The organism is Actinoplanes hulinensis (assembly GCF_019429605.1).
Taxonomy (GTDB): domain Bacteria; phylum Actinomycetota; class Actinomycetes; order Mycobacteriales; family Micromonosporaceae; genus Actinoplanes; species Actinoplanes campanulatus.
Genome location: NZ_JAHXZI010000004.1, coordinates 90,841 through 112,878, shown reverse-complemented (window position 1 = coordinate 112,878; position 22,038 = coordinate 90,841). Strand labels below are relative to the sequence as shown.

23 protein-coding genes are annotated in these 22,038 nt (G+C 71.9%); 15 read left to right on the top strand and 8 right to left on the bottom strand.

Going from position 1 to position 22,038, the window contains the following annotated elements:
- The first annotated feature begins 83 nt into the window (after positions 1 to 83).
- Positions 84 to 635, top strand: coding sequence for a GNAT family N-acetyltransferase (locus KZ829_RS08995; RefSeq protein ID WP_220143394.1), 552 nt, complete (start codon positions 84 to 86; stop codon positions 633 to 635).
- Here the strand turns inward: KZ829_RS08995 and KZ829_RS08990 are convergent.
- Entirely contained in the window at positions 622 to 1,269 is a 648-nt protein-coding gene (locus tag KZ829_RS08990) for a hypothetical protein (RefSeq protein ID WP_220143393.1), read from the bottom strand. The two genes, KZ829_RS08995 and KZ829_RS08990, sit on opposite strands and share 14 nt — an antisense overlap.
- A 180-nt stretch (positions 1,270 to 1,449) precedes the next feature.
- Here KZ829_RS08990 and KZ829_RS08985 point away from each other — a divergent pair, with 180 nt between their 5' ends.
- Genes KZ829_RS08985 through KZ829_RS08975 form a run of 3 tightly spaced genes read left to right on the top strand, consistent with a single transcriptional unit; the run spans position 1,450 to position 4,472 of the window.
- Positions 1,450 to 2,262: a polyphosphate polymerase domain-containing protein gene (locus KZ829_RS08985; RefSeq protein WP_220143392.1), complete on the top strand. Its 813-nt coding sequence runs from the start codon at positions 1,450 to 1,452 to the stop codon at positions 2,260 to 2,262.
- Between the two features lie 3 nt (positions 2,263 to 2,265).
- The gene (locus KZ829_RS08980) at positions 2,266 to 2,943 is read left to right on the top strand and encodes a DUF4956 domain-containing protein (protein WP_220143391.1); all 678 of its coding nucleotides are present in this window, start codon (positions 2,266 to 2,268) and stop codon (positions 2,941 to 2,943) included.
- Positions 2,943 to 4,472, top strand: a complete 1,530-nt coding sequence (locus tag KZ829_RS08975) for a CotH kinase family protein (protein WP_220143390.1) — start codon at positions 2,943 to 2,945, stop codon at positions 4,470 to 4,472. Before KZ829_RS08980 ends, KZ829_RS08975 begins: the two co-directional genes overlap by 1 nt.
- A 59-nt stretch (positions 4,473 to 4,531) precedes the next feature.
- Here KZ829_RS08975 and KZ829_RS08970 read toward each other — a convergent pair whose 3' ends face one another.
- Positions 4,532 to 7,036, bottom strand: a complete 2,505-nt coding sequence (locus KZ829_RS08970; protein ID WP_220143389.1) for an HAD-IC family P-type ATPase — start codon at positions 7,034 to 7,036, stop codon at positions 4,532 to 4,534.
- 207 nt (positions 7,037 to 7,243) lie between these two features.
- On the opposite strand from KZ829_RS08970, the gene KZ829_RS08965 reads away from it, so the two are divergent.
- Together KZ829_RS08965 and KZ829_RS08960 are read left to right on the top strand one after the other, a co-directional pair.
- Entirely contained in the window at positions 7,244 to 8,224 is a 981-nt protein-coding gene (locus KZ829_RS08965) for a glycosyltransferase family 2 protein (RefSeq protein ID WP_220143388.1), read from the top strand.
- Positions 8,214 to 9,344, top strand: a complete 1,131-nt coding sequence (locus KZ829_RS08960) for a glycosyltransferase (protein WP_220143387.1) — start codon at positions 8,214 to 8,216, stop codon at positions 9,342 to 9,344. Before KZ829_RS08965 ends, KZ829_RS08960 begins: the two co-directional genes overlap by 11 nt.
- A gap of 81 nt (positions 9,345 to 9,425) precedes the next feature.
- Here KZ829_RS08960 and KZ829_RS08955 read toward each other — a convergent pair whose 3' ends face one another.
- Genes KZ829_RS08955 through KZ829_RS08945 form a run of 3 tightly spaced genes read right to left on the bottom strand, consistent with a single transcriptional unit; the run spans position 9,426 to position 12,579 of the window.
- Entirely contained in the window at positions 9,426 to 10,874 is a 1,449-nt protein-coding gene (locus KZ829_RS08955) for a hypothetical protein (protein WP_220143386.1), read from the bottom strand.
- A complete protein-coding gene (locus tag KZ829_RS08950; RefSeq protein WP_220143385.1) occupies positions 10,871 to 11,698 on the bottom strand; it encodes a hypothetical protein in 828 nt (275 codons plus the stop codon). The genes KZ829_RS08955 and KZ829_RS08950 overlap by 4 nt, the downstream gene beginning before the upstream one ends.
- A gap of 47 nt (positions 11,699 to 11,745) precedes the next feature.
- The gene (locus tag KZ829_RS08945; RefSeq protein ID WP_220143384.1) at positions 11,746 to 12,579 is read right to left on the bottom strand and encodes an SGNH/GDSL hydrolase family protein; all 834 of its coding nucleotides are present in this window, start codon (positions 12,577 to 12,579) and stop codon (positions 11,746 to 11,748) included.
- Between the two features lie 69 nt (positions 12,580 to 12,648).
- Between KZ829_RS08945 and KZ829_RS08940 the strand changes: the two genes are divergently transcribed.
- From KZ829_RS08940 to KZ829_RS08920, 5 genes are read left to right on the top strand one after another with little or no spacing between them, the layout of a single operon-like run.
- The gene (locus KZ829_RS08940) at positions 12,649 to 12,945 is read left to right on the top strand and encodes an Rdx family protein (RefSeq protein WP_229807019.1); all 297 of its coding nucleotides are present in this window, start codon (positions 12,649 to 12,651) and stop codon (positions 12,943 to 12,945) included.
- A gap of 16 nt (positions 12,946 to 12,961) precedes the next feature.
- Complete coding sequence (locus KZ829_RS08935) at positions 12,962 to 14,047, top strand: calcium:cation antiporter (protein WP_220143382.1); 1,086 nt, start codon at positions 12,962 to 12,964, stop codon at positions 14,045 to 14,047.
- 26 nt (positions 14,048 to 14,073) lie between these two features.
- Positions 14,074 to 15,078, top strand: a complete 1,005-nt coding sequence (locus KZ829_RS08930) for a permease (protein ID WP_220143381.1) — start codon at positions 14,074 to 14,076, stop codon at positions 15,076 to 15,078.
- Positions 15,075 to 15,782: a TIGR03943 family putative permease subunit gene (locus KZ829_RS08925; protein WP_220143380.1), complete on the top strand. Its 708-nt coding sequence runs from the start codon at positions 15,075 to 15,077 to the stop codon at positions 15,780 to 15,782. The genes KZ829_RS08930 and KZ829_RS08925 overlap by 4 nt, the downstream gene beginning before the upstream one ends.
- Positions 15,779 to 16,822, top strand: a complete 1,044-nt coding sequence (locus KZ829_RS08920; protein WP_220143379.1) for a hypothetical protein — start codon at positions 15,779 to 15,781, stop codon at positions 16,820 to 16,822. The genes KZ829_RS08925 and KZ829_RS08920 overlap by 4 nt, the downstream gene beginning before the upstream one ends.
- Here KZ829_RS08920 and KZ829_RS08915 read toward each other — a convergent pair.
- The gene (locus KZ829_RS08915; protein ID WP_220143378.1) at positions 16,819 to 18,207 is read right to left on the bottom strand and encodes a PepSY-associated TM helix domain-containing protein; all 1,389 of its coding nucleotides are present in this window, start codon (positions 18,205 to 18,207) and stop codon (positions 16,819 to 16,821) included. The two genes, KZ829_RS08920 and KZ829_RS08915, sit on opposite strands and share 4 nt — an antisense overlap.
- A 122-nt stretch (positions 18,208 to 18,329) precedes the next feature.
- On the opposite strand from KZ829_RS08915, the gene KZ829_RS08910 reads away from it, so the two are divergent.
- Together KZ829_RS08910 and KZ829_RS08905 are read left to right on the top strand one after the other, a co-directional pair.
- Positions 18,330 to 18,911: a copper resistance CopC family protein gene (locus KZ829_RS08910; RefSeq protein ID WP_220143377.1), complete on the top strand. Its 582-nt coding sequence runs from the start codon at positions 18,330 to 18,332 to the stop codon at positions 18,909 to 18,911.
- A gap of 11 nt (positions 18,912 to 18,922) precedes the next feature.
- On the top strand, positions 18,923 to 19,624 hold the full coding sequence (locus KZ829_RS08905; protein ID WP_220143376.1) for a YcnI family protein: 702 nt from the start codon (positions 18,923 to 18,925) through the stop codon (positions 19,622 to 19,624).
- On the opposite strand, the gene KZ829_RS08900 is transcribed toward KZ829_RS08905, so the two are convergent.
- On the bottom strand, positions 19,600 to 20,139 hold the full coding sequence (locus tag KZ829_RS08900; RefSeq protein ID WP_220143375.1) for a class I SAM-dependent methyltransferase: 540 nt from the start codon (positions 20,137 to 20,139) through the stop codon (positions 19,600 to 19,602). The genes KZ829_RS08905 and KZ829_RS08900 overlap by 25 nt on opposite strands.
- 53 nt (positions 20,140 to 20,192) lie before the next feature.
- Between KZ829_RS08900 and KZ829_RS08895 the strand changes: the two genes are divergently transcribed.
- Entirely contained in the window at positions 20,193 to 20,576 is a 384-nt protein-coding gene (locus KZ829_RS08895; protein ID WP_220143374.1) for a MerR family transcriptional regulator, read from the top strand.
- Here the strand turns inward: KZ829_RS08895 and KZ829_RS08890 are convergent.
- Complete coding sequence (locus tag KZ829_RS08890) at positions 20,573 to 20,941, bottom strand: MmcQ/YjbR family DNA-binding protein (RefSeq protein ID WP_220143373.1); 369 nt, start codon at positions 20,939 to 20,941, stop codon at positions 20,573 to 20,575. The genes KZ829_RS08895 and KZ829_RS08890 overlap by 4 nt on opposite strands.
- 113 nt (positions 20,942 to 21,054) lie before the next feature.
- On the opposite strand from KZ829_RS08890, the gene KZ829_RS08885 reads away from it, so the two are divergent.
- Entirely contained in the window at positions 21,055 to 22,011 is a 957-nt protein-coding gene (locus KZ829_RS08885; RefSeq protein WP_220143372.1) for a sulfite exporter TauE/SafE family protein, read from the top strand.
- Positions 22,012 to 22,038 lie beyond the last annotated feature (27 nt).

The following is a 22,038-nucleotide window of genomic DNA, read 5'->3' as shown; positions in this document are numbered from 1 at the left end:
CCGGTACGAACCCCCCGCACAAGATGCGGACGCCTTGGCTAGCCTCCTAGGACGGCGCTACGCGAGCGGTAGGATGCGACTCCGTGACTGAGGAGATTTCCATCGCCCGGCCCGCTGACCGGGAGCGGGTCGTCGCGTCGCTGGTGGCGGCGTTCACCGAGGATCCCGTGCTGCGGTTCATCTGCCCGGATCCGGAGGACTATCCGGCTCAGGCGGCGGTCTTCTTCGGCCACCTCTTCGACAAGCGGGTGGGCCGGGGGACGATCTGGACGATCGGCGGTGGGGCGTCGGTGGCGATCTGGGAGCCGCCCTCCGGCGGCGATGTGCCGGCCGCGGAGATGGACCTGCCGGCCGGCGCGCTGGCGCGGGTCAAGGAGTATGACGAGGCGGTCCACCTCGCGCTTCCCGAGGAGCCGTTCTGGTACCTGGGCGTGCTCGGCACCCACCCGGCGAGCGCGGGCCGAGGCTTGGGCCGGGCGGTGATGGCCGCCGGTCTGCGCCGGGCCGCCGAGGACGGGCTTCCGGCGGTGCTGGAGACCAGTAAGCCCGCCAACGTCGACCTCTACCGCCGGGCGGGCTGGCGGGTCCTGAGCGAGTTCAGCTCCCCGTTCCCCACCTGGATCATGACCCGGTAGCCGGCCGGTGGGTGGCGGTGAACCAGATGGTCAGGATCAGGATCAGTTCGCCCACGTTGCCGATCCAGAAGCCGGCCACCGCGGCCGCGGCGGCCGCGAACATGGCGATCGATCCGGCCAGGAGCCAGGGCCAGCGGGCGCGGGCCAGTAGGAGGGCGCCGATGGCGATCAGGATGAGGATGGTGGCCACCGCCGGGATCGGGGGGCCGTGGGCGGCGGCGTTGGTGTAGCGGAGGGTGTCGGCGTAGCGGGCGGGCTCCAGATCGAGGGTGACGATGTCGAGCCAGATGCCGATGGTGATCAGCAGGACGGTCACCGCGCCGAAGACGGCCGGTACGGTCGCGCCGCTGAAGAAGCGGACGTCGTGGCGGCGGGCCAGGCCCACACCGACCATGATCAGCAACGGTACGAGGATGCCGTGCGCCGCGTAGCGGGGGAACGAGAGGGCCTCCAGGGTGTCGCCCTCGCCGACCGTGGCGCCCATCGCGATCACCGCGTTGTCCCAGATCAGGCCGAGCAGGACCAGGATCAGGAGGGTGAGCGCCCAGTCCGGCCGGCGGCGGCGCAGCGCGATCACCATGCCGAGCAGGACCGTCTCCGCCACGGTGATCAGGCCGAAGAGCGTACTGAGCATACGTGCCCCTGTTCCATTGAGGGAAACGATGTTCCGCCAACGTAGACGCCGCGCCGCGCGGAGGCAAGCCGGTCGATGATCATAAGTGGGCAGGGTCCATCCGGGGTTCATCCGCTGTTCCCATGAACTTCACAGGGGCCATCGAGCTGGCTCTGTCGTTGCTCCTCGTAGATAACAGGCATGAATCGACTGCTCGGTGACGATCACGCCGGTCACGCTCTGCGGGCTCCCAGTGGGCTGCACTCGTTCAACCGGTACGAGATCAAGTACCTGGTGCCGAGTGAGCGGCTGCCCGCGCTACGGGCGGAGCTGGCCGGGCGGATGGACTCCGACAGTCACGGCGCCGACGGCGGGTACGGGGTGTGGAGCACCTACTACGACACCCGTGACCTGCGCTTCTACTGGGAGAAGATCGAGGGCCTCAGGTTCCGGCGGAAGCTGCGGATGCGTCACTACGGCGACCGTACGAACGTCGGCGACGACACCACGGTGCACGTCGAGATCAAGCAGCGGGTCAACCGGGTCACCCAGAAACGGCGGGTGGCCATGCCGTACCGCCTGGCCCGGGACCTGTGCGACGGCCGGCGGATGGTCGAGCACGACCCGTCGCAGACCGCCTTCCTCGAAGAGGTCCTCGAACTGATCTCGACTCTGGACCTGCGGCCGGTCGCGATGACCGGTTACCAGCGGGAGGCGTACGTCGGCCGGGACGCCGACGTGGGCCTGCGCGTCACCATCGACTCCCGGGTCCGTGGCCGGGACCGGGACTTCGGCTTCGCGGCGGACGCGGAGAACCGGCTGATCGTGCCGGCCCGGCTGTCGGTGGTCGAGTTCAAGGCCAACGAGCGTGTCCCGTACTGGCTCACCGATCTGGCCGCGCGGCTGAACATGTCGGTGGTCCGGGTCTCCAAGTACTGCCAGAGCGTCGAGGCCTTCGGCCGTGCCCCGCGGTCGATCTTCCACATCCCTGATTCCGAAACCGTTGAGGTCTGACCCATGCCATTCGAAGTACAGGATCTGTCCGGCACGTTCAGCGTCGGTGACATCGCGATCGCGCTGTCGCTGTCGTTCCTGCTCAGCGCGTTCATCGCCTGGGTCTACCGGTTCACCCACCGCAACGTGTCGTACTCCCAGTCGTACGTGCAGACGCTGGTCATCCTCGGCATGCTGATCGCGCTGATCATGCTGGTCGTCGGCTCCAACATCGCGCGGGCGTTCGCGCTGGTCGGCGCGCTGTCGGTGGTCCGGTTCCGGAACGCGATCAAGGAGACCCGCGACGTCGTGTTCATCTTCCTGGTGATGGGCGTCGGCATGGCCGCGGGCACCCGCTTCTACACCCTGGCCGTCGTGGCCGCGGTCGCGATCAGCCTGATCATCCTGGTGATGTACCGGTTCAACTGGTTCGCCGCCAACGTGCAGCGCCAGGTGGTCAAGGTGCAGGTTCCGCCGGACGGCAACTACACGGACAACATCCAGGACGTGCTGATCACCCTGACCAGCGAGTTCGAGCTGGTCAGCATCGAGTCGATCCGGGGTGGCGCGCTCACCGAGCTGATGTACACGGTCCGGTTGAAGAAGGGCACCGAGCCGGGCGAGCTGATCACCAAGCTGGGCGAGCGGACCGGCGGGCAGCGGGTCACCGTCCTGACCGGGTACGACCAGACGGACCTCTGATGAAGCGCCGGCTGGTCCACCGGATTCCGGTACGGGTCCGGCACTACTGGAAACTGCTGGCCACCTGCGCCGCCACGTTGCTCGCGTTCACCGTGGTGTTCAGCACGGTCCGGGTCGCGCCGCTGGTCACCAGCGCCGGCGACGAGAGCGGTGACGAGGTGTCGGTGAACATCGCCGGCGCCACCGACCTGTTCGACGCGACCAGGGCGCACAACATCAAGATCACATACCGGACCGAGGCGTACGAGGAACTGCTCGACTCGTTCTGGAAGGACGGTGAGAAGGAGTACCTGGAGGCCGACCTCACCATCGACGGCACCACCGTCCCGAGCGTCGGCATCCGGCTCAAGGGCAACTCGACGTTGCAGGGCATCACCCGCAACGGCGAGGCCCGGCAGAACGGATTCGGCGGCGGCCGGGGCGCGATGCCCCAGGGCGCGATGCCGCAGGGCGGGCCCCCGGAGGGTGGCGGGTTCCGCATGGGCGGAGGTGGCGGGCGTACCTCGCTCAAGACCGAGGAGCCGGAGACCCTGCCGTGGCTGATCCGTTTCGACGAGTTCGTCGAGGGCCGCCGTTACCAGGGCCACCGGGAGATCGCGGTGCGGGTCGGCGGCATGGGCGGCGGCGCGGCGGTCCTCAACGAGGCCGTCTCGCTCAACGTGCTGGCCGCCGCCGGTGAGGTGACCCAGCGGTACGCCTACACCAGCTTCACCGTCAACGACCGGCCCACCACGGCCCGGCTCATCGTCGAGCACCCGGACGAGAACTTCGCCGACGCGATCGGCGGCAACGGGGTGCTCTACAAGAGCATGGCGTCCAGCCAGTTCACCGATCAGGGCGACGACCCGACGGAGTACGCCGACGACTTCAAGCAGATCAACAAGAAGGGCAGCCAGGACCTCCAGCCGGTCATCGACCTGATCACATGGGTGAACAGCGCCGGTGACGCCGAGTTCGACGAGCACCTGGACGAGCACGTCGACGTGACGTCGCTCGCCCGGTACGCGGCCATCCAGAACCTGCTGGTCAACTTCGACGACATGGCCGGTCCGGGCCGCAACTACTACCTCTGGTACGACCTGGGCGCCAAGCGGTTCTCGGTGGTCGGCTGGGACTACAACCTGACCCTGTCCGGCTCCGCCACCCAGGATCCGGCCGAGTCGGTCAGCATGGGCGGCGGCATGCGGGGTGGTGGCGGTGACTTCCGGCCGCCCGAGGGCATGGAGATGCCACCCGGCATGGAGATGCCGGCCGGTGGGCGCGGTGGCTTCATGAGCGGCCACAAGCTCAAGGAACGCTTCCTCGCCAGCGCCGCCTACAAGGACACCTACCGGAAGGCCTACAAGGAGCTGTTCAACAAGATCTACGGGAACGCGTCGGCACTCAACGCCATCAACGCGATCACCGAGGTCATCGGCACCGTCGACGGGGCGAACGCGGAGTCCACCGCCACCGAGGCGGAGAACCTGCGCACGCTCATCACCGAGCGCACCCGGTTCCTGGTCACCAACGAGATCATCACCGGCTGACGGAAGGCGCTCGGGCCCATCATGAGCCCGAGCGCGCTTTCGGCGTACCAAATCGGCTTCTAAACGGGTTTTTCGAGGCCGAGGAGGCGGTCGAACAGGCGCAGCCGGAACACCACGGTCAGCGTCAGGTACCAGAGGATCAGCGTCGGTATCACCACGAAGAAGACCGCCTTCGACGGCCCCATCAGCCCGAAATACTGCCACAGCACCGGTACACAGAGGACCGCGCCGAAAGCCACCATCAGCCCCAGCACCAGCCACGACGGCCGTTTGTCCCCGGTCGGCGCGGTCCACGCCGCGAACACCCGGGACCGCGGCGCCAGGAACAGGATCAGCAGGAACGACGCGAAGCAGAAGAACGTCGACAACCCGGTCTGCGCCAGGATGGTGGCGGAGGCCTCGGTGAAGTCGGCGTCGACGCCGTAGGTCAGGCCGGTCGTCCGCTCGAACTCGTGAATTATCCGCTCCGGGGCCCGCCCCGACCCGAAACCGTGCGTGACGAGCGTGTAGAACACGGCGTAGATGGCCGTGCCGAAGGTGGCGGTGACCACCGCGGCCGGCGCCACGAACCGCACCAGGTTGCGCAGCAGATGCGGGTCCGGCCGGGTGGGCTTCGCCCAGAAGGTGAGGAACACCGTCGGGATGCCCACCGTGAACAGGGTCAGGCCCACCTGCGTCGGCGAGTACGGGAAACTCAGCCCCAGCATCGTCACCGACACGATGACCAGCCCCTGACTGGCGACCCGGGACAGGAAGACGTAGAGCGAGATCCCGATCCCGTTGATGATCCGCCGGCCCTCGTACTGCGCCGGGGACAGTGCCGAGAAGTCGTCCTCGACCAGCACGATGTCGGCCACGTCCCGGGTCACCGCGCTGCCGCTGCGCATCGCCACGCCGACCTGCGCCTGCTTGAGGGCGCGGGCGTCGTTCACCCCGTCGCCGACCATCGCGACGTACCGGCCCTGCCGCCGCAGCGAGCGCACGATCCGCTCCTTGTGCTCCGGCGCGACCCGGCCGAACACGCTGGCCCGGGCCACCAGCCGGTCCAGCGCCGGGTCGTCGAGGTCGTCCAGGACGGCGCCCATGACCGGCTCGTCCCCGGTGATCCCGGCCCGGGCGGCGATCGCGGCGACGGTACGCGGATCGTCGCCGGACAGCACCTTCAGCTCCACCCCGTCGGACCGGAAACGGGCCACCGCCGCGGCCACCTCGGGACGCACCTCGTCGGCGAGCACGGCCAGCGCGACCGGCTCCAGCACCGGCAGGCCGGGCCGCCCCGCCGCGTCGCGCAGCCCACCCTCCGGATCCTCGGCACGGGCCAGCAGCAGCACCCGCAGCCCTCGCCCGGTACGGTCGGTGATCTCGCCGGCCGGCACCGGCCGGAGCAGCCGCCCGGCCAGCGCGTCCGGCGCGCCGAGCACCCACGTGCCCTCCTCCGCGACCATGCCCGACCAGCGCAGCGACGACGAGAACGGCACCTCGTCGCGGACCTCCCAGACCGGCCCGCTCAGCGACCCGGCGATCGCCATGGCCGTCAGGTTCGGGGTGGTGGCGTTGTGGGCCAGCCCGCCCAGCGCCCCGGTGGCCTCGCCGTACTCGTGATCGCCCAGCGGGACGATCTCCTCCAGCACCAGCTGGCCGGTGGTCAGCGTGCCGGTCTTGTCGGTGCAGATCACGTCCACACTGGTCATCGACTCGACCGCGTTGACCTGCTGCACCAGGACGCCGGTGCGGGCGATCCGGACCGCGCCGGCGGTGTAGGCGAGCGCGATCAGGAAGAACAGCCCGTACGGCACCAGCCCGGACAGCACCGCGGTGATCTGCACGACCCGCAGCACACTGAACCCCTCCAGCGCCGCCTGCGCCAGGATGGCCCCGCTCATCAGCACGGCCAGCGCCATCACCAGCCGCACGATGAACTCGATGCCGCGCTGCAACGGTGTCTTGTCGGTGGTGGCCCGCCGCGCCTCGGCGGTGAGCCGGCCGGCGTAGCTGTGCACGCCCACGTCCCGGGCCAGCTGGTGACCGTCGCCGGCCACGCACAGGCTGCCCGAGCGCAGGTCGTCGCCGGGGTGCTTGACCACCGGGTCGGATTCGCCGGTCAGCAGCGACTCGTCGGCCTCCAGGCGGCCGCCGTCGAGCAGCGGGCCGTCGACCACGATCTGGTCGCCGGGGCGGACCCGCAGCACGTCGCCGCGGACCACCCGCTCCGGGGCGACCTCGGTCTCCCGGCCGTCGCGGATCACCAGCACCCCGGCCCGGTCCAGCAGTTGCAGCCGGTCCAGCTTGCGTTTGGCCCGGATCTCCTGGGCCGCGCTGAGCACCGCGTTGATCAGGCCCAGGCCGACGCTGATCAGCGCGTCGCTGTAGCGGCCCAGCACCAGCAGCGCGGCGCCGATCCCGAACAGGATCAGGTTGAAGAACGAGAAGACATTGGTACGCAGGATCTCGGCGTAACCGCGCGAGCCGCCCTGTACGGCGGTGTTCGCCTCGCCCCGCCGGCGCCGTGCCTCGGCCTCCGCCCCGGTCAGCCCTTCGGCCGGAGCGAGCATCAGCTGTTCCATTCGATCGCAGTCCCCGCGCCTGACCGTACATTTCGGCAGGCCCGCGGCGATCGGTTTCGCCGGGATCAGTCCGGTTCCGGCAGTTCCGCGAAGACTCCACTGGTGGCGGGCCGTTCCGCGGCCCGCCGCCCGGCATTAACTGTCCGGCCTCCCGGCGCTCCTAGCGTCGGCTCGAATACGCCCGGCCCCCTGCGTAAGCGAGTCGACATGCCTGCTGAACCGGACGTCAGCGTCGTCGTCCCGACCTGTGACCGGCCGCTGCTCGCGACCCGGGCGGTCCACGGCGCCCTCGGCCAGACCCACGGCGACCTCGAGGTCATCGTGGTGGTGGACGGTCCCGACCAGGCCACCACCGACGCCCTCGCCGCGATCGGCGACCCCCGGCTGCGGGTGGTCGTCGTCCCGGAGCGCCGCCGCGCCCCGAACGCCCGCAACGTCGGCGCCGCCGAGGCCCGCGGCCGCTGGACGGCGCTGCTCGACGACGACGACGAATGGCTGCCCGACAAGATCGCGGTGCAGCTCGCCCTGGCCGCCGGTTCGGCCGCCCGCTACCCGGTGGTCGCCAGCCGGCTGATCAACCGCACCCCGCGCGCCGACTCGGTCATGCCCCGCCGGCTGCCCGCCGCCGGGGAGCCGCTCAGCGAGTACTTCTGCGTCCGCCGCGGCCTGTTCTACGGCGACGGTTTCATCCAGACGTCGACGATCATGGCACCCACCGAGCTGCTGCGCCGCGTGCCGTTCACCGTCGGGCTGCGCCGCCAGCAGGAACTCGACTGGGCGCTGCGGGCGGTCCGCGAGGACGGTGTGGAACTGCTCTACGCCGAGCAGCCGCTCGTGCTGTGGCACCAGGACGAGGACCGCGACCGGATCAGCCTGCACCACCCGTACGAGCAGCAGCTCGCCTGGCTGCGCGGCAACCGGCACCTGTTCACGCCCCGGGCGTACGCCGCCTTCACGCTCAGCGTGATCAGCTCGATGGCCGCGCCGTCGCGCCAGGGCCGGCACTTCCGCGAACTGCTCGCCGAAGCCCGCGAGCACGGCGACCCGCGGGCCCTCGACTACCTCACCCACCTCCAGATCTGGGCCCTGCCGCCGGCCCTGCGCCGCCGGCTGCGCGACCTGATCGTCGGCCGCCGCGACCCGGCCCCCGCCCCGGCCACCGCCGCCGAGCCGGTCGATGTCGGCTGACGGCCGCCGGGTCGCCATCTGGCGCAGCGCCATGCTGCCCGGCTCGGAGACGTTCATCCGGGCCCAGGGCGACGCGCTCACCCGCTGGACGCCCACCTACGTCGGCGCCGTCCGCGCCGGGTCCGCGCTGTCCCGCCCGGAGGACGTGATCACCTTCCCGGACGGCGGCGGCGACTTCCTGCGGCTGCGGCTCACCGGCGCCTCACCCCGGCTGCGTACCGTCCTCGCCGAGGTCCGCCCCGACCTGGTGCACGCCCACTTCGGCGGCGACGGCTGGCTGATCAGCCACAGCGCCCGCCGGCTCGGCAGACCGCTGGTCGTCACGGTGCACGGCCACGACGTCACGAGGCAGCCGCAGGCCCCCGGACTGCACGGGCTGCGCTACCGGCGCAACCTGCGGACCGTCTTCGACCGCGCCGCCCTGGTCATCGCCGTCTCCGACGTGATCCGCGCCCGCGCCGAACAGTGCGGAGCCGACCCGGCCCGGATCCGCGTCCACCACACCGGCGTACCGGTCCCGCACACCCCGCCGATCGTCCCGAAACGCTGGGACGTCGTCCTCGTCGGCCGGTTCGTCGCCAAGAAGGGCGTGGACGACCTGCTCACCGCCCTGTCCACGCTCGCCGCGCCGCGCCCGCGCGCCCTGCTCATCGGCGACGGCCCGCTGCTGCCCGAGATGCGCGCCCTCGCCGAACGCCTCGGCGTCGACGCCACCTTCGTCGGCGCCCGGCCACCCGCGTCGGTCCAGCAGCACCTCGCCGAGTCCCGGATGCTGGCCGCGCCCTCCAAGACCGCGCCCGACGGCGACACCGAGGGCCTGCCCACCACCATCCTGGAAGCCGGCGCGCTCGGCCTGCCGGTGGTGGCGACCCGGCACAGCGGAATCTCCGAGGCCGTCGTCGACGGAGAGACCGGCCTGCTGGTCCCGGAAGCCGACCCGCGATCGCTCGGCGCCGCCCTGGCCCGCCTGCTCGGCGACGCCGGCCTGCGCCGCCGCCTCGGCGCCCGGGCCCGCGCCCACGTGGCCACCCACTTCGACCTGAACACCCAGACGTCCCGTCTGGAGGACCTCTACGACCAGGCCGTCCACACGTCACCCGCACTGCCCGGTCGTCCTTAGCAGCGGTTTCGGTACGGCCTGCGCCGCCCCGCCGAACCATGGCCGTCCCGTGGCGCACACCCGAGCCATCGGGTACCGCGTTCAGGTGGTCGACCGCAGCCGGGTGAGGACGGTCCGGGCCAGGCGCTTTCCGCTGCGCACGCCGCCCAGGACGGCCGTCGCGGCGCGGCCCGGCGTGGTGGCGCGGAGCACGGCGATGACACGGTGGGCACGGGACAGCTCGGCGCGCATGGTCGCGGCGCTCTGTTCGTACCACTCGATCTGTGCCCTGGCCTCGGAAAGCTCCCTCGCCAGACGGTCGTGCGCCGCGCTCAGCCCGCGGAATGACGCGGGCAGGGGCCGGGGCGCCGGATCGCGGCCGGTCATGGCGGCCAGCAGATCGGCGGGCCAGCGGTCGGCCAGGTTCTCGTCGTGCAGCGCGCCGGCGAACCTGCTCAGCGCGGCCTCCGGGCCGGTGGGCGCGGCCAGCGGATGCAGGCCGCCGTCCGCGGTCACCAGGATCGCGTCGGCGGCCACCCCCGCGGCGTCGCCGGACTGCCAGGCGGTCAGCAGCGCCCGCATCTCCGGCAGGTCGCCGCGGCGGGCCACGGTCAGCAGGACGTCATGCAGGCAGCGGCCGGCGGGCAGCGGCTCGTCCGTCCCCTCCGGAACCCAGCCGCGCGGCGTCCGCCGCAACGCCAGCAGCGTGCCCGGGTCGTCGCCGGGCGGGGCCAGCAGCACGTCCGGCAGGGGAGCGGGATGGTGGCCGGGCAGGGCGGCGGCCACGAACCAGGCCGGGGCCAGCGCGGACGCCAGCCGGTGGCGCAGCAGGGCGGCCGCGAGCGGGCGCGGGTCGGCCAGCAGCGGCCCGGACGGGCGGCCGGCCCGGCGCAGCGCCGAGGTGAGCAGACCCGCCAGCTCCGGGTCGGCGAGGGCGGCGTCACTCACCAGCACGGCCGGGTTCCGCGGGGACGGATGTGCGGCGTACCCCTGCGCCGGGACGAGCCCCGCGGCCCGCAGCCGCTCCCGCAGATCGTCGAGCCCCACCGGCCGCGTCGGGTCGTCGCCGTCCGGAGCGGCCCAGTCGGCGTCGCCCAGTTCCGCGGCGGCCGCGTAGAGGCGGTGCAGGCCGGCCGGGTTGGCGCAGCCGAGCAGCAGCCGCCCGCCGGGACGCAGCACCGCGAGCAGCAGCGCCAGGCCGGCGGCCCAGGTCAGGTCCCCGGTCTCGGTCGAGCCGGCCCGGTCCAGGCCGTCCAGGGCGATCACCGTGTCGTACGCCGGAACCGCCGCCAGCTTCGGCAGGCTCCCGCAGCACACCTCGACGCCGGGGCGGTCGGCGTACCGGTCGGCCAGCGCGTCGGCGTCCGGCACCCCGCGGACCAGCACGGTGATCTGCCGGGCCGGGACCGCGTCGATCAGCTCCGGCTCGTGCGGCCCGACGATCAGCGTGTGACCCCGCGCCGACGCGGCGAGCCGTCGCAGCACCGGACCGCCGGCGGGCTCCCGGTCCGACCAGTGCGGCATCTCGCCACCGAGCAGAAGGGCGGTCATGCGGCGGCCTCGATCGTCCAGCGGAACAGAGAACCCAGCTCGGCGGGGGAGAGCAGCCGGTCCGCGCCGAGTTCGTCGACGGCGGCCGCCCGCGCGGCGTCCGGGTCGACCGAGACGCCGTGCAGCCCGGCCCACTGACGGCGGATGCGGGGCCGGCCGCCGAACAGGTCGCGCTCGTCGCGCAGCTGCATCGGGTCGCCGTAGACGGCCGGTTCGCAGCCGGCCAGGATGCCGTAGAAGATCGCGCTGCACAGCCGGTTCGACGCCACCCGGCGGTGCCGGCGCTGCTCGGCGAGCTGCCGGTCGAGGAAACCCGGGTCCAGGTCCTTCCACCAGCCACCCCGGTAGCCGTGACAGATCACCCGGAACCCGGCCCGCTCGTAGCGGCGGCGCACCCCGGCGGTCCGGTACTCCTGCCAGTACAGGCAGACGGTGACCGGGCCGGGCTCGGTGTCGAGGATCTCGGCGATCAGGCGGTCGTGGTCGCCCTGGACGTGCTGGCCCTCCCAGCCGTGGAACGGGTACCAGATCGTCCCCTCGCGCACGGCGTCCGGCGCGGGCGTCATCTCCACCAGGTACGCCCACGGGGCGCCGGTGACGTACACCGGACGGCGCCCCATCGACCAGGCCCGGCGCCGGGTGCGCTCACTCCACACGAACGACGGCACGCCGGGCGTGAACTCGTGGTCGGGCGCCATGCCGTCGCCGATGTTCCAGCCGTGCTGGAGGTACCCGCGGATGCGCGGCGGATCGGGCGACTCCGGCAGGCCGCAGTACCGGGCCATCACCGCGGAGTGCCCGTAGTAGTGGTTCGCGTGGTGCACGTCCCATCCCAACCCGGGCAGGTGTGCACCACGCGAACACCAGGCGATCAGCCGGTGACGGCGACCAGTTCCCTCAGGTACGCCTGGTAGCCGTCGGCGGTCGGGTGGTACGACTCCGAAAAATCGTCGCGGACCGAGTGGATCCACGGCTCCCCGGTGCACGCCTCGTGACCCTTGAACGCCTCGCGCACGTCGACGAAGGTGAAGCCCTGGTGGGCCGCCACCCGCGCCTTGATCAGCTCGTCGAGGGTGTCCGCGCCCGCGTTCAGCGCCTTACGGTGCGCGTCGGTCAGCGAGTCACACGAGACGCCGCCCTTACCCGGGTCGGCGACCAGGTGCGGGTAGCCGACCACGTACACCTTCGCGTTCGGCGCCCGGTTACGGATCGCCTGGTAGAGGGTGTCCAGCCGGGCCGGCATGGTGGTCTCGAACGAGGTGGCCGCCTTGTCCACCGACGTCCGGCAGGTGGCGCCGTCACCGAAGATGCACTGCTGGAGCACGGAGAACCAGCCGGCGTCGTTGCCGCCGACCGTGAGGGTCACCCAGCCGGTGTTCTCGTCGAGCTCGGTGAGCTGGTTGAACTGGACGTCGTCGATGACGGCGCCGCCGCACGTGGCGTCGGTGACCGCGCCGAACGGGGTGGCCGCGCGAGCCTTCACCCACAGCTGCGGGTAGCCGCCGTCCTTGCTCTGCTTGCACTCGGTGTCGCCGTAGTTGCCGGCGCCGACACCGGCCGCGTACGAGTCACCGAGCGCCACGTAGTCACGGGCCTCCACGGCCTTCTCGGCGGCGCTACCCTCCGCGCCGGAACAGGCCGAGACGGTGACGGCCGTCAGTAGCGCCAGGCCACCGGCGACGGCCGCGGTCCAACGTCCCCTCAATGTGACTCCTTAAGACGGTTGATCCCCGCGATCATGCCTGATCAGGCCGGTCCGGCATACTGCGGAGCTGTGACGCAGCCGCGAGAACCCCGCCTGGAGATCGAGTACTGCACCCAGTGCCGCTGGCTGATGCGTGCCGCCTGGACGGCCCAGGAACTGCTGACCACCTTCGCCACCGAACTGGGAGAGGTCGCCCTGGTGCCCGGTGTCGGCGGCGTCTTCGAGGTCCGGCTGGGCTCCGAGACCCTGTGGTCGCGCAAGGGCGAGGGCGGCTTCCCCGAGTTGCCGCATCTCAAGCGGCTGGTCCGGGACCGGATCGCCCCGGAGCGGAGTCTGGGCCACTCCGAGGGTCACAAGGCCGATTAACCGTCACAGTTGTGGGGTGAAGATCCTCTCGCGCTGGGCTCTCTACGTCCCGATCCTCGCTTTCGTGACGCTGGTCCTGACCTGGGGACGTGACCTCCCGCCACCAGGTGTGATCATCGTCGCCCAGCTGCTGGCCGGCGCCGTCCTGGCCGCGGTGCACCACGCCGAGGTGGTCGCGCACCGGGTCGGCGAGCCGCTCGGCTCCCTGATCCTGGCCGTCGCCGTCACCATCATCGAGGTGGCCCTGATCGTCACGCTGATGATCAGCGGCGGGGACAAGGCGCAGTCGCTGGCCCGGGACACCGTCTTCGCCGCCGTGATGATCACCTGTAACGGCATCCTCGGGATCTCCCTGCTGGTCGGCGCGATCCGCCGGCGGATCGCGGTCTTCAACCCGGAGGGCACCGGTTCCGCCTTCGCCACGGTCATCGCGATCGCCGTGCTCGGCCTGGTCCTGCCGACGTTCACCACGACCCGGCCCGGACCGCAGTTCTCGCCCGCCCAGCTCGGCTTCGCGGCCGTCGTCTCGCTCGCCCTCTACCTGCTGTTCGTCATGGTGCAGACCCGCCGGCACCGCTACTACTTCCTGCCGATCACCACCGAGGGCGAGGTCATCGACAGCGAGGAGCACGTCGCGCCGCCGACCGGCCGGACCGCCCTGGCCAGCCTCGGCCTGCTGCTGCTCGCCCTGATCGCGGTCGTCGGCCTGGCCAAGGGGGTCTCGCCCACGATCGAGTCTGTGGTGGAGGGCAACGGCCTGCCGCAGGCCGTCGTCGGTGTGGTGATCGCCCTGCTCGTGCTGTTGCCGGAGACCATCGCGGCGGTCCGCGCGGCGGCCCGCGACCGGATGCAGACCAGCCTCAACCTGGCGCTCGGCTCGGCGATGGCCAGCATCGGCCTGACCATCCCGGCGATCGCCGTCGCGATGATCTGGCTGGAGGGCCCGCTGCTGCTGGGCCTCGGCGGCACCCAGCTCGTGCTGCTCGCGCTGACCTTCGTGGTCGGCACCCTGACCATCGTGCCCGGGCGGGCCAACATCCTCCAGGGCGGGCTTCACCTGAGCGTGCTGGCGGTGTTCCTGTTCCTGGCGGGGAGTCCGTGATCAACCTGAAACGGTAGATTCCCCCGGTGACCGAAACGCAGGAGCGCGAGAGAACAGCCGACGCCCCGGCCGGTGAACGGCGAAGCCGGGGAATCAGTTCGGTCGAAGCGCTCGCCGCGGTTCTGGTCCTGCTGGTGATCTTCCGGGGCCGGCTGTCCGGCCTGGTCACCGGCGAGCGCCTGCAGACCTGGACCACGGTGTTCGTCTCGGTGCTGGTGCAGGCCGTCCCGTTCCTGGTCTTCGGGGTGCTGCTGTCGGCGGTCATCGCGGTGTTCGTGCCCCGCTCGTTCTGGGCGAAGGCGCTGCCCCGGCACCCGGCCCTCGCGGTCCCGGCGGCGAGCATGGCCGGGGTGGTGCTGCCCGGCTGCGAATGCGGAGCCGTACCGATCGCGGGATCCCTGATCCGCCGCGGGGTGACGCCGGCCGCCGCCCTCGCGTTCCTCCTGGCCGCTCCCGCGATCAACCCGATCGTGCTGACCGCGACCGCGGTCGCCTTCCCCGGCAACCCGGAGATGGTGGTGGCCCGCGGCCTGGCCAGCCTCGCCGTCGCGGTGCTGATGGGCTGGCTGTGGCTGCGCCTCGGGAAGTCCGACTGGATCCGTCTGCCGCACCGGCCCGACCTGGACGGCTCCAAAGGCCGGGCGTTCTGGGCCGCCTGCCGGCACGACGTGGTGCACGCCGGCGGGTTCCTGGTGCTCGGCGCCGCGGCCGCCGCGACGATCAACGTGATCGTCCCGGAGGCCTGGCTCCAGACGCTGGCGAGCCACCCGGTGCTGTCCGTGCTGGCGCTGGCCGTCCTCGCCGTCCTGTTGTCGATCTGCAGCGAGGCGGACGCGTTCGTCGCCGCCTCGCTGTCGCAGTTCTCGCTCACCTCGCGCCTGGTGTTCCTGGTGGTCGGCCCGATGGTGGACCTCAAGCTGATCTCGATGCAGGCCGGGGTGTTCGGGCGCGGGTTCGCGCTGCGGTTCGCCCCGGCCACCTTCGCGCTGGCGGTGCTGGCCGCGGTCGTGGCGGGGGCGGTGCTGCTGTGAACCGGCAGGCGCAGGCGGTCGTCCTCTTGCTCTTCGGCGGCGCGATCCTCAAGGCGTCGTTCACCGACCTCTATCTGCGGTACGTGAAGGAGGGCCTGCGACCGTTCCTGATCGCGTCCGGCGTGGCCCTGGTGGCGGCCGCGATCATGACCCTCTGGTACGAGTTCCGCGGCTCCCGACCGTCCCCGGACGATGACCACGGACACCACCACGAGCCGCGGGTGGGCTGGCTCCTGGTCCTCCCGGTGCTCGCCCTGCTCCTGGTCGCCCCGCCGGCCCTCGGGTCGTACACCGCGGTCCAGTCCGGCACGGTCCGGCTCAGCGCCGGGTCCGACTTCCCGCCGCTGCCCGATGCGGACCCGGCCCCGGTCGCGCTGATCGACTACGCCTCCCGGGTGATCTACGAGGACGGCCGCAGCCTGGCCGGCCGCCGCGTCCAGCTGACCGGTTTCGTCACCCGCGGCGAGGACGGCTCACCGATGCTGGCCCGGATCGTGGTGAGCTGCTGCGCCGCCGACGGCCGCCCGATCAAGGTGGGCCTCACCGGCGGCCCGGTCGTCGACGTCCCCTCCGGCACCTGGCTCCAGATCACCGGGAAGTACAGCGACAAGCGGGCCAAGGATCCGGTCAACCAGGCCGACATCGCGTTTCTCGAGGTGGAGCAGTGGCAACCGGTCGACCCACCGAAGCAGCAGTACGAATGAGGACGGCAATCGGCCTGGGCGTGGCCCTGCTCGCGGCCGGGGCCCTGCTGGCCGGCACCCTGCCGGAGCCGCCGCCACGCAACCCGGACGCGGTCGGCCGGCCCTCGCTGGCCCAGGCGTGGCCTGATGCCGCACGCGCCGACCTGCCCGGCCTCACCGTGGAGCCGCTGCTGTTCCTGGACGCCACCACGGTCGTCGGCACGCGGGCGACTGCGGACGCCGTACACCTCGTGGTCTTGAAGGGCGACGTCGAGCGTGAGTTGCGCCGCCTGCCGGCCGCCGACGAGCCTCGCTTCGAAGGTCTGACCGTCGCCGGTGACGAGATGGTCTGGACCGAGGCGGCCGGCGACCGGCCGGTCGAGGTGTGGGCGGTCCGCCGGGAGGGCGGCACGCCCCGCAGACTGACCGCGGACACCGGCAACACCCTGTTCTACGGCAACCAGTACGACCTGGTGGTGGCCGGAGGCCGGGTGCACTGGGCGGCCGGCGAGGGCAACGCGGCCACCGAGATCCGGTCCGTTCCGCTGACCGGCGGCAAGGTCGAGATCCGCGAGGAGAGGGGCCAGTGGGCGCTGTCCGCCTGGCCGTGGCTCACCGATGACACCGGCAGCCAGTCCGGGACGGTCCGGATGCGGAACATGACCACCGGCCAGGAGGTGCGGGCGCCGGTCTCCGGAGCCGAGTGGACCATGTGCAGCCCGGTCTGGTGCCGGGTCATGGTGATGAACGGCGACGGTCTGGCCCGGATGGACGCGATGCGCCCGGACGGCGCCGATCGCCGCCGGATGGCCGGCCCGGAGGCGCAGGCCGCGGTGGGCGACGTGGCGGTGCTGGACCGGTTCGAGATCCTCTCCGAACCCGGCCCGGAGTCCGACCTCACCGGCGTGGCCGGCCTCGTCGTGCACGACCTGACGACGGGGAGGACGGTGACCCTGGCGGCCGCCGCCGACCTGGCCGCCACCAAGGACGGGATGCTCTGGTGGTCGACCGGTCAGCAGGAGGCCGCCGTCTGGCACACGCTGGACCTGCGTACCGTCTAGGCGCGCCCGCGGAGACCAAGCAGGGCGTCGGCCAGCAGGAACGCGGCCAGCGGGATGCCGAACCAGGGCAGCGCCCAGCCGATCGCGAAGACCACCGGCACACCGGCCGCGATGGCCCACGCCGGCAGGCCCAGCCACGCGCCGCGGGCCGGTGCGGAGCCGGCCAGGGCCGGACGGCCGGCCCGGGTCGGGCGGCGCTGCCACCACATTCGGTAACCCCACAGGATCACGCAGAGCAGCCCGATCGCCAGCGCCGCCAGCAGGATCTGGTTGACCGGCCCGAACAGGATTCCCATGTGCGCCTGCACGCCCAGCTTGGACAGTTGCGCCAGCAGCGGCCAGTCGGCGAAGTCGCTGCGCGCCACCACGGTCGCGGTGGCCGGGTCGACGGCGATCCGGTCCAGCTGAACCGGCCAGGTGTTGTCGATCCCGGCGACGGTCCAGGCGGCGCCGCCGGTCTCCGGGAGGCTCAGCTCGACCGGGCCGGTGAGACCGCTGTCCCGGGCCACCCTCAGCACCGTGTCGGCCTGTGCCGGGTCGACCGCGACCGGGGCCTCGCTGCCGGCGCCGTGGTGGCCACCGGCCGAGGCGGAGACGCCCGGCACCTCCAGGCCGGGCCGCTGGGCGTCGAAGGCGGTCTGCACCGTGTCGAACGAGGCGCCCGCATAACGTGACCAGGTGAGACCGGTCGCCGAGAGGATCAGCAGGCCGAGGCTCAGCCACAGCCCGGTGGCCGCGTGCCAGCCCCGGGTCCGGCGGACGCCCTTCTTCGCCGACAGTTCCGGGGCCAGCATCTTGCGGACGCTGCGGCGGCGCCGCCACCACAGCACGATGCCGCCGAGGGTGAGCACCCACAGCCAGCTCGCGGCGATCTCCGAGTAGTGCCGGCCCAGGTCGCCGAGGTGCAGGTTGCGGTGCAGGTCGTCCAGCCAGGTGGTCACCGGAGTGGAGCCCCACCAGGTGGTGAGCTGTCCCTGGACCTTGCCGGTGTGCGGGTCGACGTAGACGGTGTGCTGGTTCTCGCCGAGATCCGGCTGGGAGAACACCACCCGGGTGCTCTGGTCGCCGTCGGCCGGCTGGACCGCCGCGATCGTGCCGTCCGGGTGGCTCGCCCGGGCCGCGGCGATCTGCTCGGCCAGCGGGAGGATGGGGCCGCTCGTCGTTGCGGCGGTCAGCCTGTCGCCGTACAGGATGGTGTCGATCTGTGGGGTCGCCGTGTAGAGCAGGCCGGTCAGGGCGGCCACCGCCAGGAACGGGGCGACCAGCACCCCGGCGTAGAAGTGCAGGCGCAGCAGCAGCGCGCCGAACGCGGACGGCCGGCGGGCCTCGCGGGGAGGTGCCGGCGGGGTAACCGGCTGTTCGATCAGTTCGGGGGTCACGGCCATGCGGCTGTCCTCGGCATTCGGCGAAGGGGTGGGGCAGCGTCGCCGGTTGGTCGCCCGCGGGGGCCGGGAAGTTCCCAGGAAATCCTCGGGAACCAGGTGGCGACATCCGGCGACTAACGGGCATGTCGACTGTCACCACCCGGGCTCGCCTGAGGCCGTTGCTCGTCCTCGCCGCACTGCTGCTGGTGCTCGTGCCCGGCACTCCGGCCTGGGCGCACAACGCGCTGGCCGAGGCCAGCCCGGCCAAGGGCGCCACGCTGAAGGAGTCGCCGGCCGAGGTGAGGCTGCGGTTCCTGCAGAAGCTGGACCCGGAGCACACCACGATCACGGTGAGCGACGCCGGCGGGGCGAAGACGGCCGCCTCGGCACCGAAGGTGAACGGCGCCACCGGAACCGTCACCATCGGTGAGCCCCTGGCCAACGGGGTCTACACGGTCGCCTACCAGGTGGTCTCCACGGACGGGCACCCGGTGAAGGGGTCGTACGAGTTCACCGTCGACGACCCGGCGCCGCCGGTCAGTGCCGCGCCCTCCGAGGCGGCGCCCGCCCCCACCGCCACCGCCACCACGACCAGCGCCGCGAGCCCTCCGTTGCTGGCCGCCGAGGAATCCTCGAACACCGCTGTCTATGGTCTTGTCGCCGGCATCGCGGTCGCTCTTGCCGCGGTCGCCACCTTCCTGTTCATCCGTCGCCGCAAGGCATGAGAGGTTTCCCGATGAAGCAGACCGCATTGCGGCGCGCCGCCACCGTCACCGCCGTCGCGGCCGCGTTCGTGCTCGGCCTGGCCGGCCCCGCGGCCGCCCACGTGACGGTCAACCCGAGCACCGCGACCCAGGGCGGGTACACCAAGGTGTCGTTCCGGGTGCCGAACGAGAGCGACACCGCCTCCACCAACAAGCTGGAGGTCAACCTGCCGGTGGACAGCCCGGTCGGTTCGGTGTCGGTCAAGCCGGTGCCGGGCTGGACCGCGGTCGCCGAGAAGTCGAAGCTGGCCACCCCGCTGAAGGTGCACGACCACGAGATCAGCGAGGCCGTCACCAAGATCACCTGGACCGCGGCGTCCGGCTCGGAGATCAAGCCGGGCACCTTCCAGGAGTTCGACGTCTCGCTCGGGCCGCTGCCGGAGACCGACCAGATGGTCTTCAAGGCGCTCCAGTACTACTCCGACGGCGCGGTCGTCCGCTGGATCGACGAGCCCACCACCGACGGCACCGAGCCGGAGAGCCCGGCGCCGGTCCTCAAGCTGACCGCGGCCTCGGCCGCCCCGGCGCCCACCGCCGAGGCGGCCGCCCCGGCCGAGGACGACGGCAACGCCATGGCCTGGGGGATCGCCGGCCTGGTCGCGGGCCTCGCCGGCCTGGTGATCGGTCTGCTCGCCTACCGCAAGGCCGCTCAGGCCACGCCCCCGGCGGCCTGAATTCGGGTGTAGATCGACAGCGGGTGGTGCGGCTCACGCCGTACCCCCGCTGTCTTCTTGTCGAGGGCGTCCCGCAACCGGCCGAGCCGGGCGAACCGGAAGTCGTGGATCACGATCCGGCCGCCCGGCCTGAGCACCCGGAACAGTTCGGCGGCGGCTGCCTCCGGGTCCGGCCACTCGTGCGCGCTCAGCGTCGACACGATCAGGTCCAGGCTGTCGTCCGGCCACGGCAGGCGTGCCACGTCGGCCACCTCGACGCGGATGCCCGAACGGCGGGCCAGGGCCGCCATGTCCGGCGACAGGTCGGCGCCGGCGAGCCGCAGGTCCGGCCGCCGGGCGGCGAGCTCGTGCAGCAGGCGGCCGGGCCCGGTGCCGACGTCCAGCACGGCGGCGCCCGGTCCGGCGACGGCCGCGACCTCCCCGGCGACCCGGCGGTAGAAGCCGTGCAGCAGCCGGGTGGCCCGCCGGTCGTACGCGGCGCTGGCCCGCCGGTCGAATCTGATCTGGGTGCTCATGGCGTCCTCCGATGCGCTTGACAACACCGGGAACCCTGCATCTTCATGTCGACATGAAGTCAAACATCGGGGATCTGGCCGCCCGGTTCGGACTGCCCGCGCACGTCCTGCGGCACTGGGAGCAGATGGGCCTGCTCGCCCCGGAGCGGTCCACCGCCGGCCATCGGCTGTACGGCGAGGCGGACGCCGCCCGCATAGTGCTGATCCAGCTCGCCAAGGAGGCCGGCCTGAGCCTGGAGCAGACCCGGCGGCTGCTCACCGACGCCCGCGACCGGCAGTCCCGCCGTGACCTGTACGCGGCCCACGCCGAGACTCTCCGCAGGCGCATCGCGGCGGCCGAGGCGGCGCTCGCGCTCGTCGAACACGCCGCCGAATGCGACGCCGACGACTTCACCACCTGCCCGCACCTCGCGGCGAAGGTGGCCGGGCGGCTCTAACCCGGCCGGTAGGCCGCCTCCACGTCTTCGGGCGCGCGCATCCGCCAGGCGTCGGTCACCAGCTCGCTCAGCCGATCGGGTGACACCCGCTCCAGCCGGACCATGACGAGCGGCAGGCCGTCGTAACCCGGCGTGGTGAAGAACATGTCCGGCTCGCCGAGCACCAGCGCCTGCTTCTCGGCCTCGTCCCCGACGTAGACCACCGCGATGTCGGTACGGATCACGCGCGGTTTTCCGGGTAGACGTTCCGGATATGACCAGACGAAACCCTTTCCGCCGACCCGGAAGTCGAAGCCGTCACTGTCGATCTCCTCGACCTGCGGGAGAGCGAGAGCCAGCCGCCGTACGTCATCCGCGTCACTCACGGTGGCCATTCTGCAACATCGTCGCTAAGGGATGCCTTGCCTACGGGGTAGGTAGGCTCCTATTATCCGATCCAAGAAGTAGGAATTGACCCTCCTCCCCTGGCGGTCGGCACATGCAGAAGCTCATCCTCCTCGCCCTGGTCGGGCTCGGCGCTCAGCTGGTCGACGGCAGTCTGGGCATGGCCTACGGCGTCACCTCGACCACCCTCCTCCTCGCGATCGGCACCAACCCGGCGGCCGCGTCCGCCACGGTGCACCTCGCCGAGATCGGCACCACGCTGGTCTCCGGCCTCTCGCACTGGCGGTTCGGCAACGTCGACTGGAAAGTCGTCCTCAAGATCGGTGTCCCGGGCGCGGTCGGCGCCTTCGCCGGCGCGGTCGTCCTCTCCGGCATCTCCACCGAGGTCGCGGCCCCGCTCATGGCGGTCATCCTGCTGACGCTGGGCCTCTACGTCTTCCTGCGCTTCACCTTCCAGGGCCTGCCCAAGCACCAGCTCGGCAAACCGCTGCGCAAGCGGTTCCTCACCCCACTCGGCCTGGTCGGCGGCTTCGTCGACGCCACCGGCGGCGGTGGCTGGGGCCCGGTCGGCACCCCCGCGATCCTGGCCAGCGGCCGGCTCGAACCGCGCAAGACGATCGGCTCGATCGACACCAGCGAGTTCCTCGTCGCCGTCGCCGCCAGCATCGGCTTCATCCACGGCATCGGCAGCGAGAACATCGACTACGGCTGGGCCTTCGCCCTGCTGATCGGTGGCGTCATCGCCGCGCCGATCGCCGCCTGGCTGGTCCGCCACATCCCGCCGCGGGTGCTCGGCGCCGCGGTCGGCGGCGTCATCATCCTCACCAACACCCGCTCCCTGCTGCGCAGCGACTGGATCGACGCCCCCGACAGCGTCCGCTACGCCGTCTACGGCGTGATCTACGTGGTCTGGGCGGCGGCGATCGTCTACTCGGTGTTGCAGTACCGCAAGCACTCGGCCGAGGACGCGCAGATCATCGCCGAGGCGGAGGCCATCGCCGCGGCCGGCGACACCCCGGACGACAAGGACAAGACCCCGGCAAACGCCTGACCCACGATCGTACGAGGAACGGGTCCC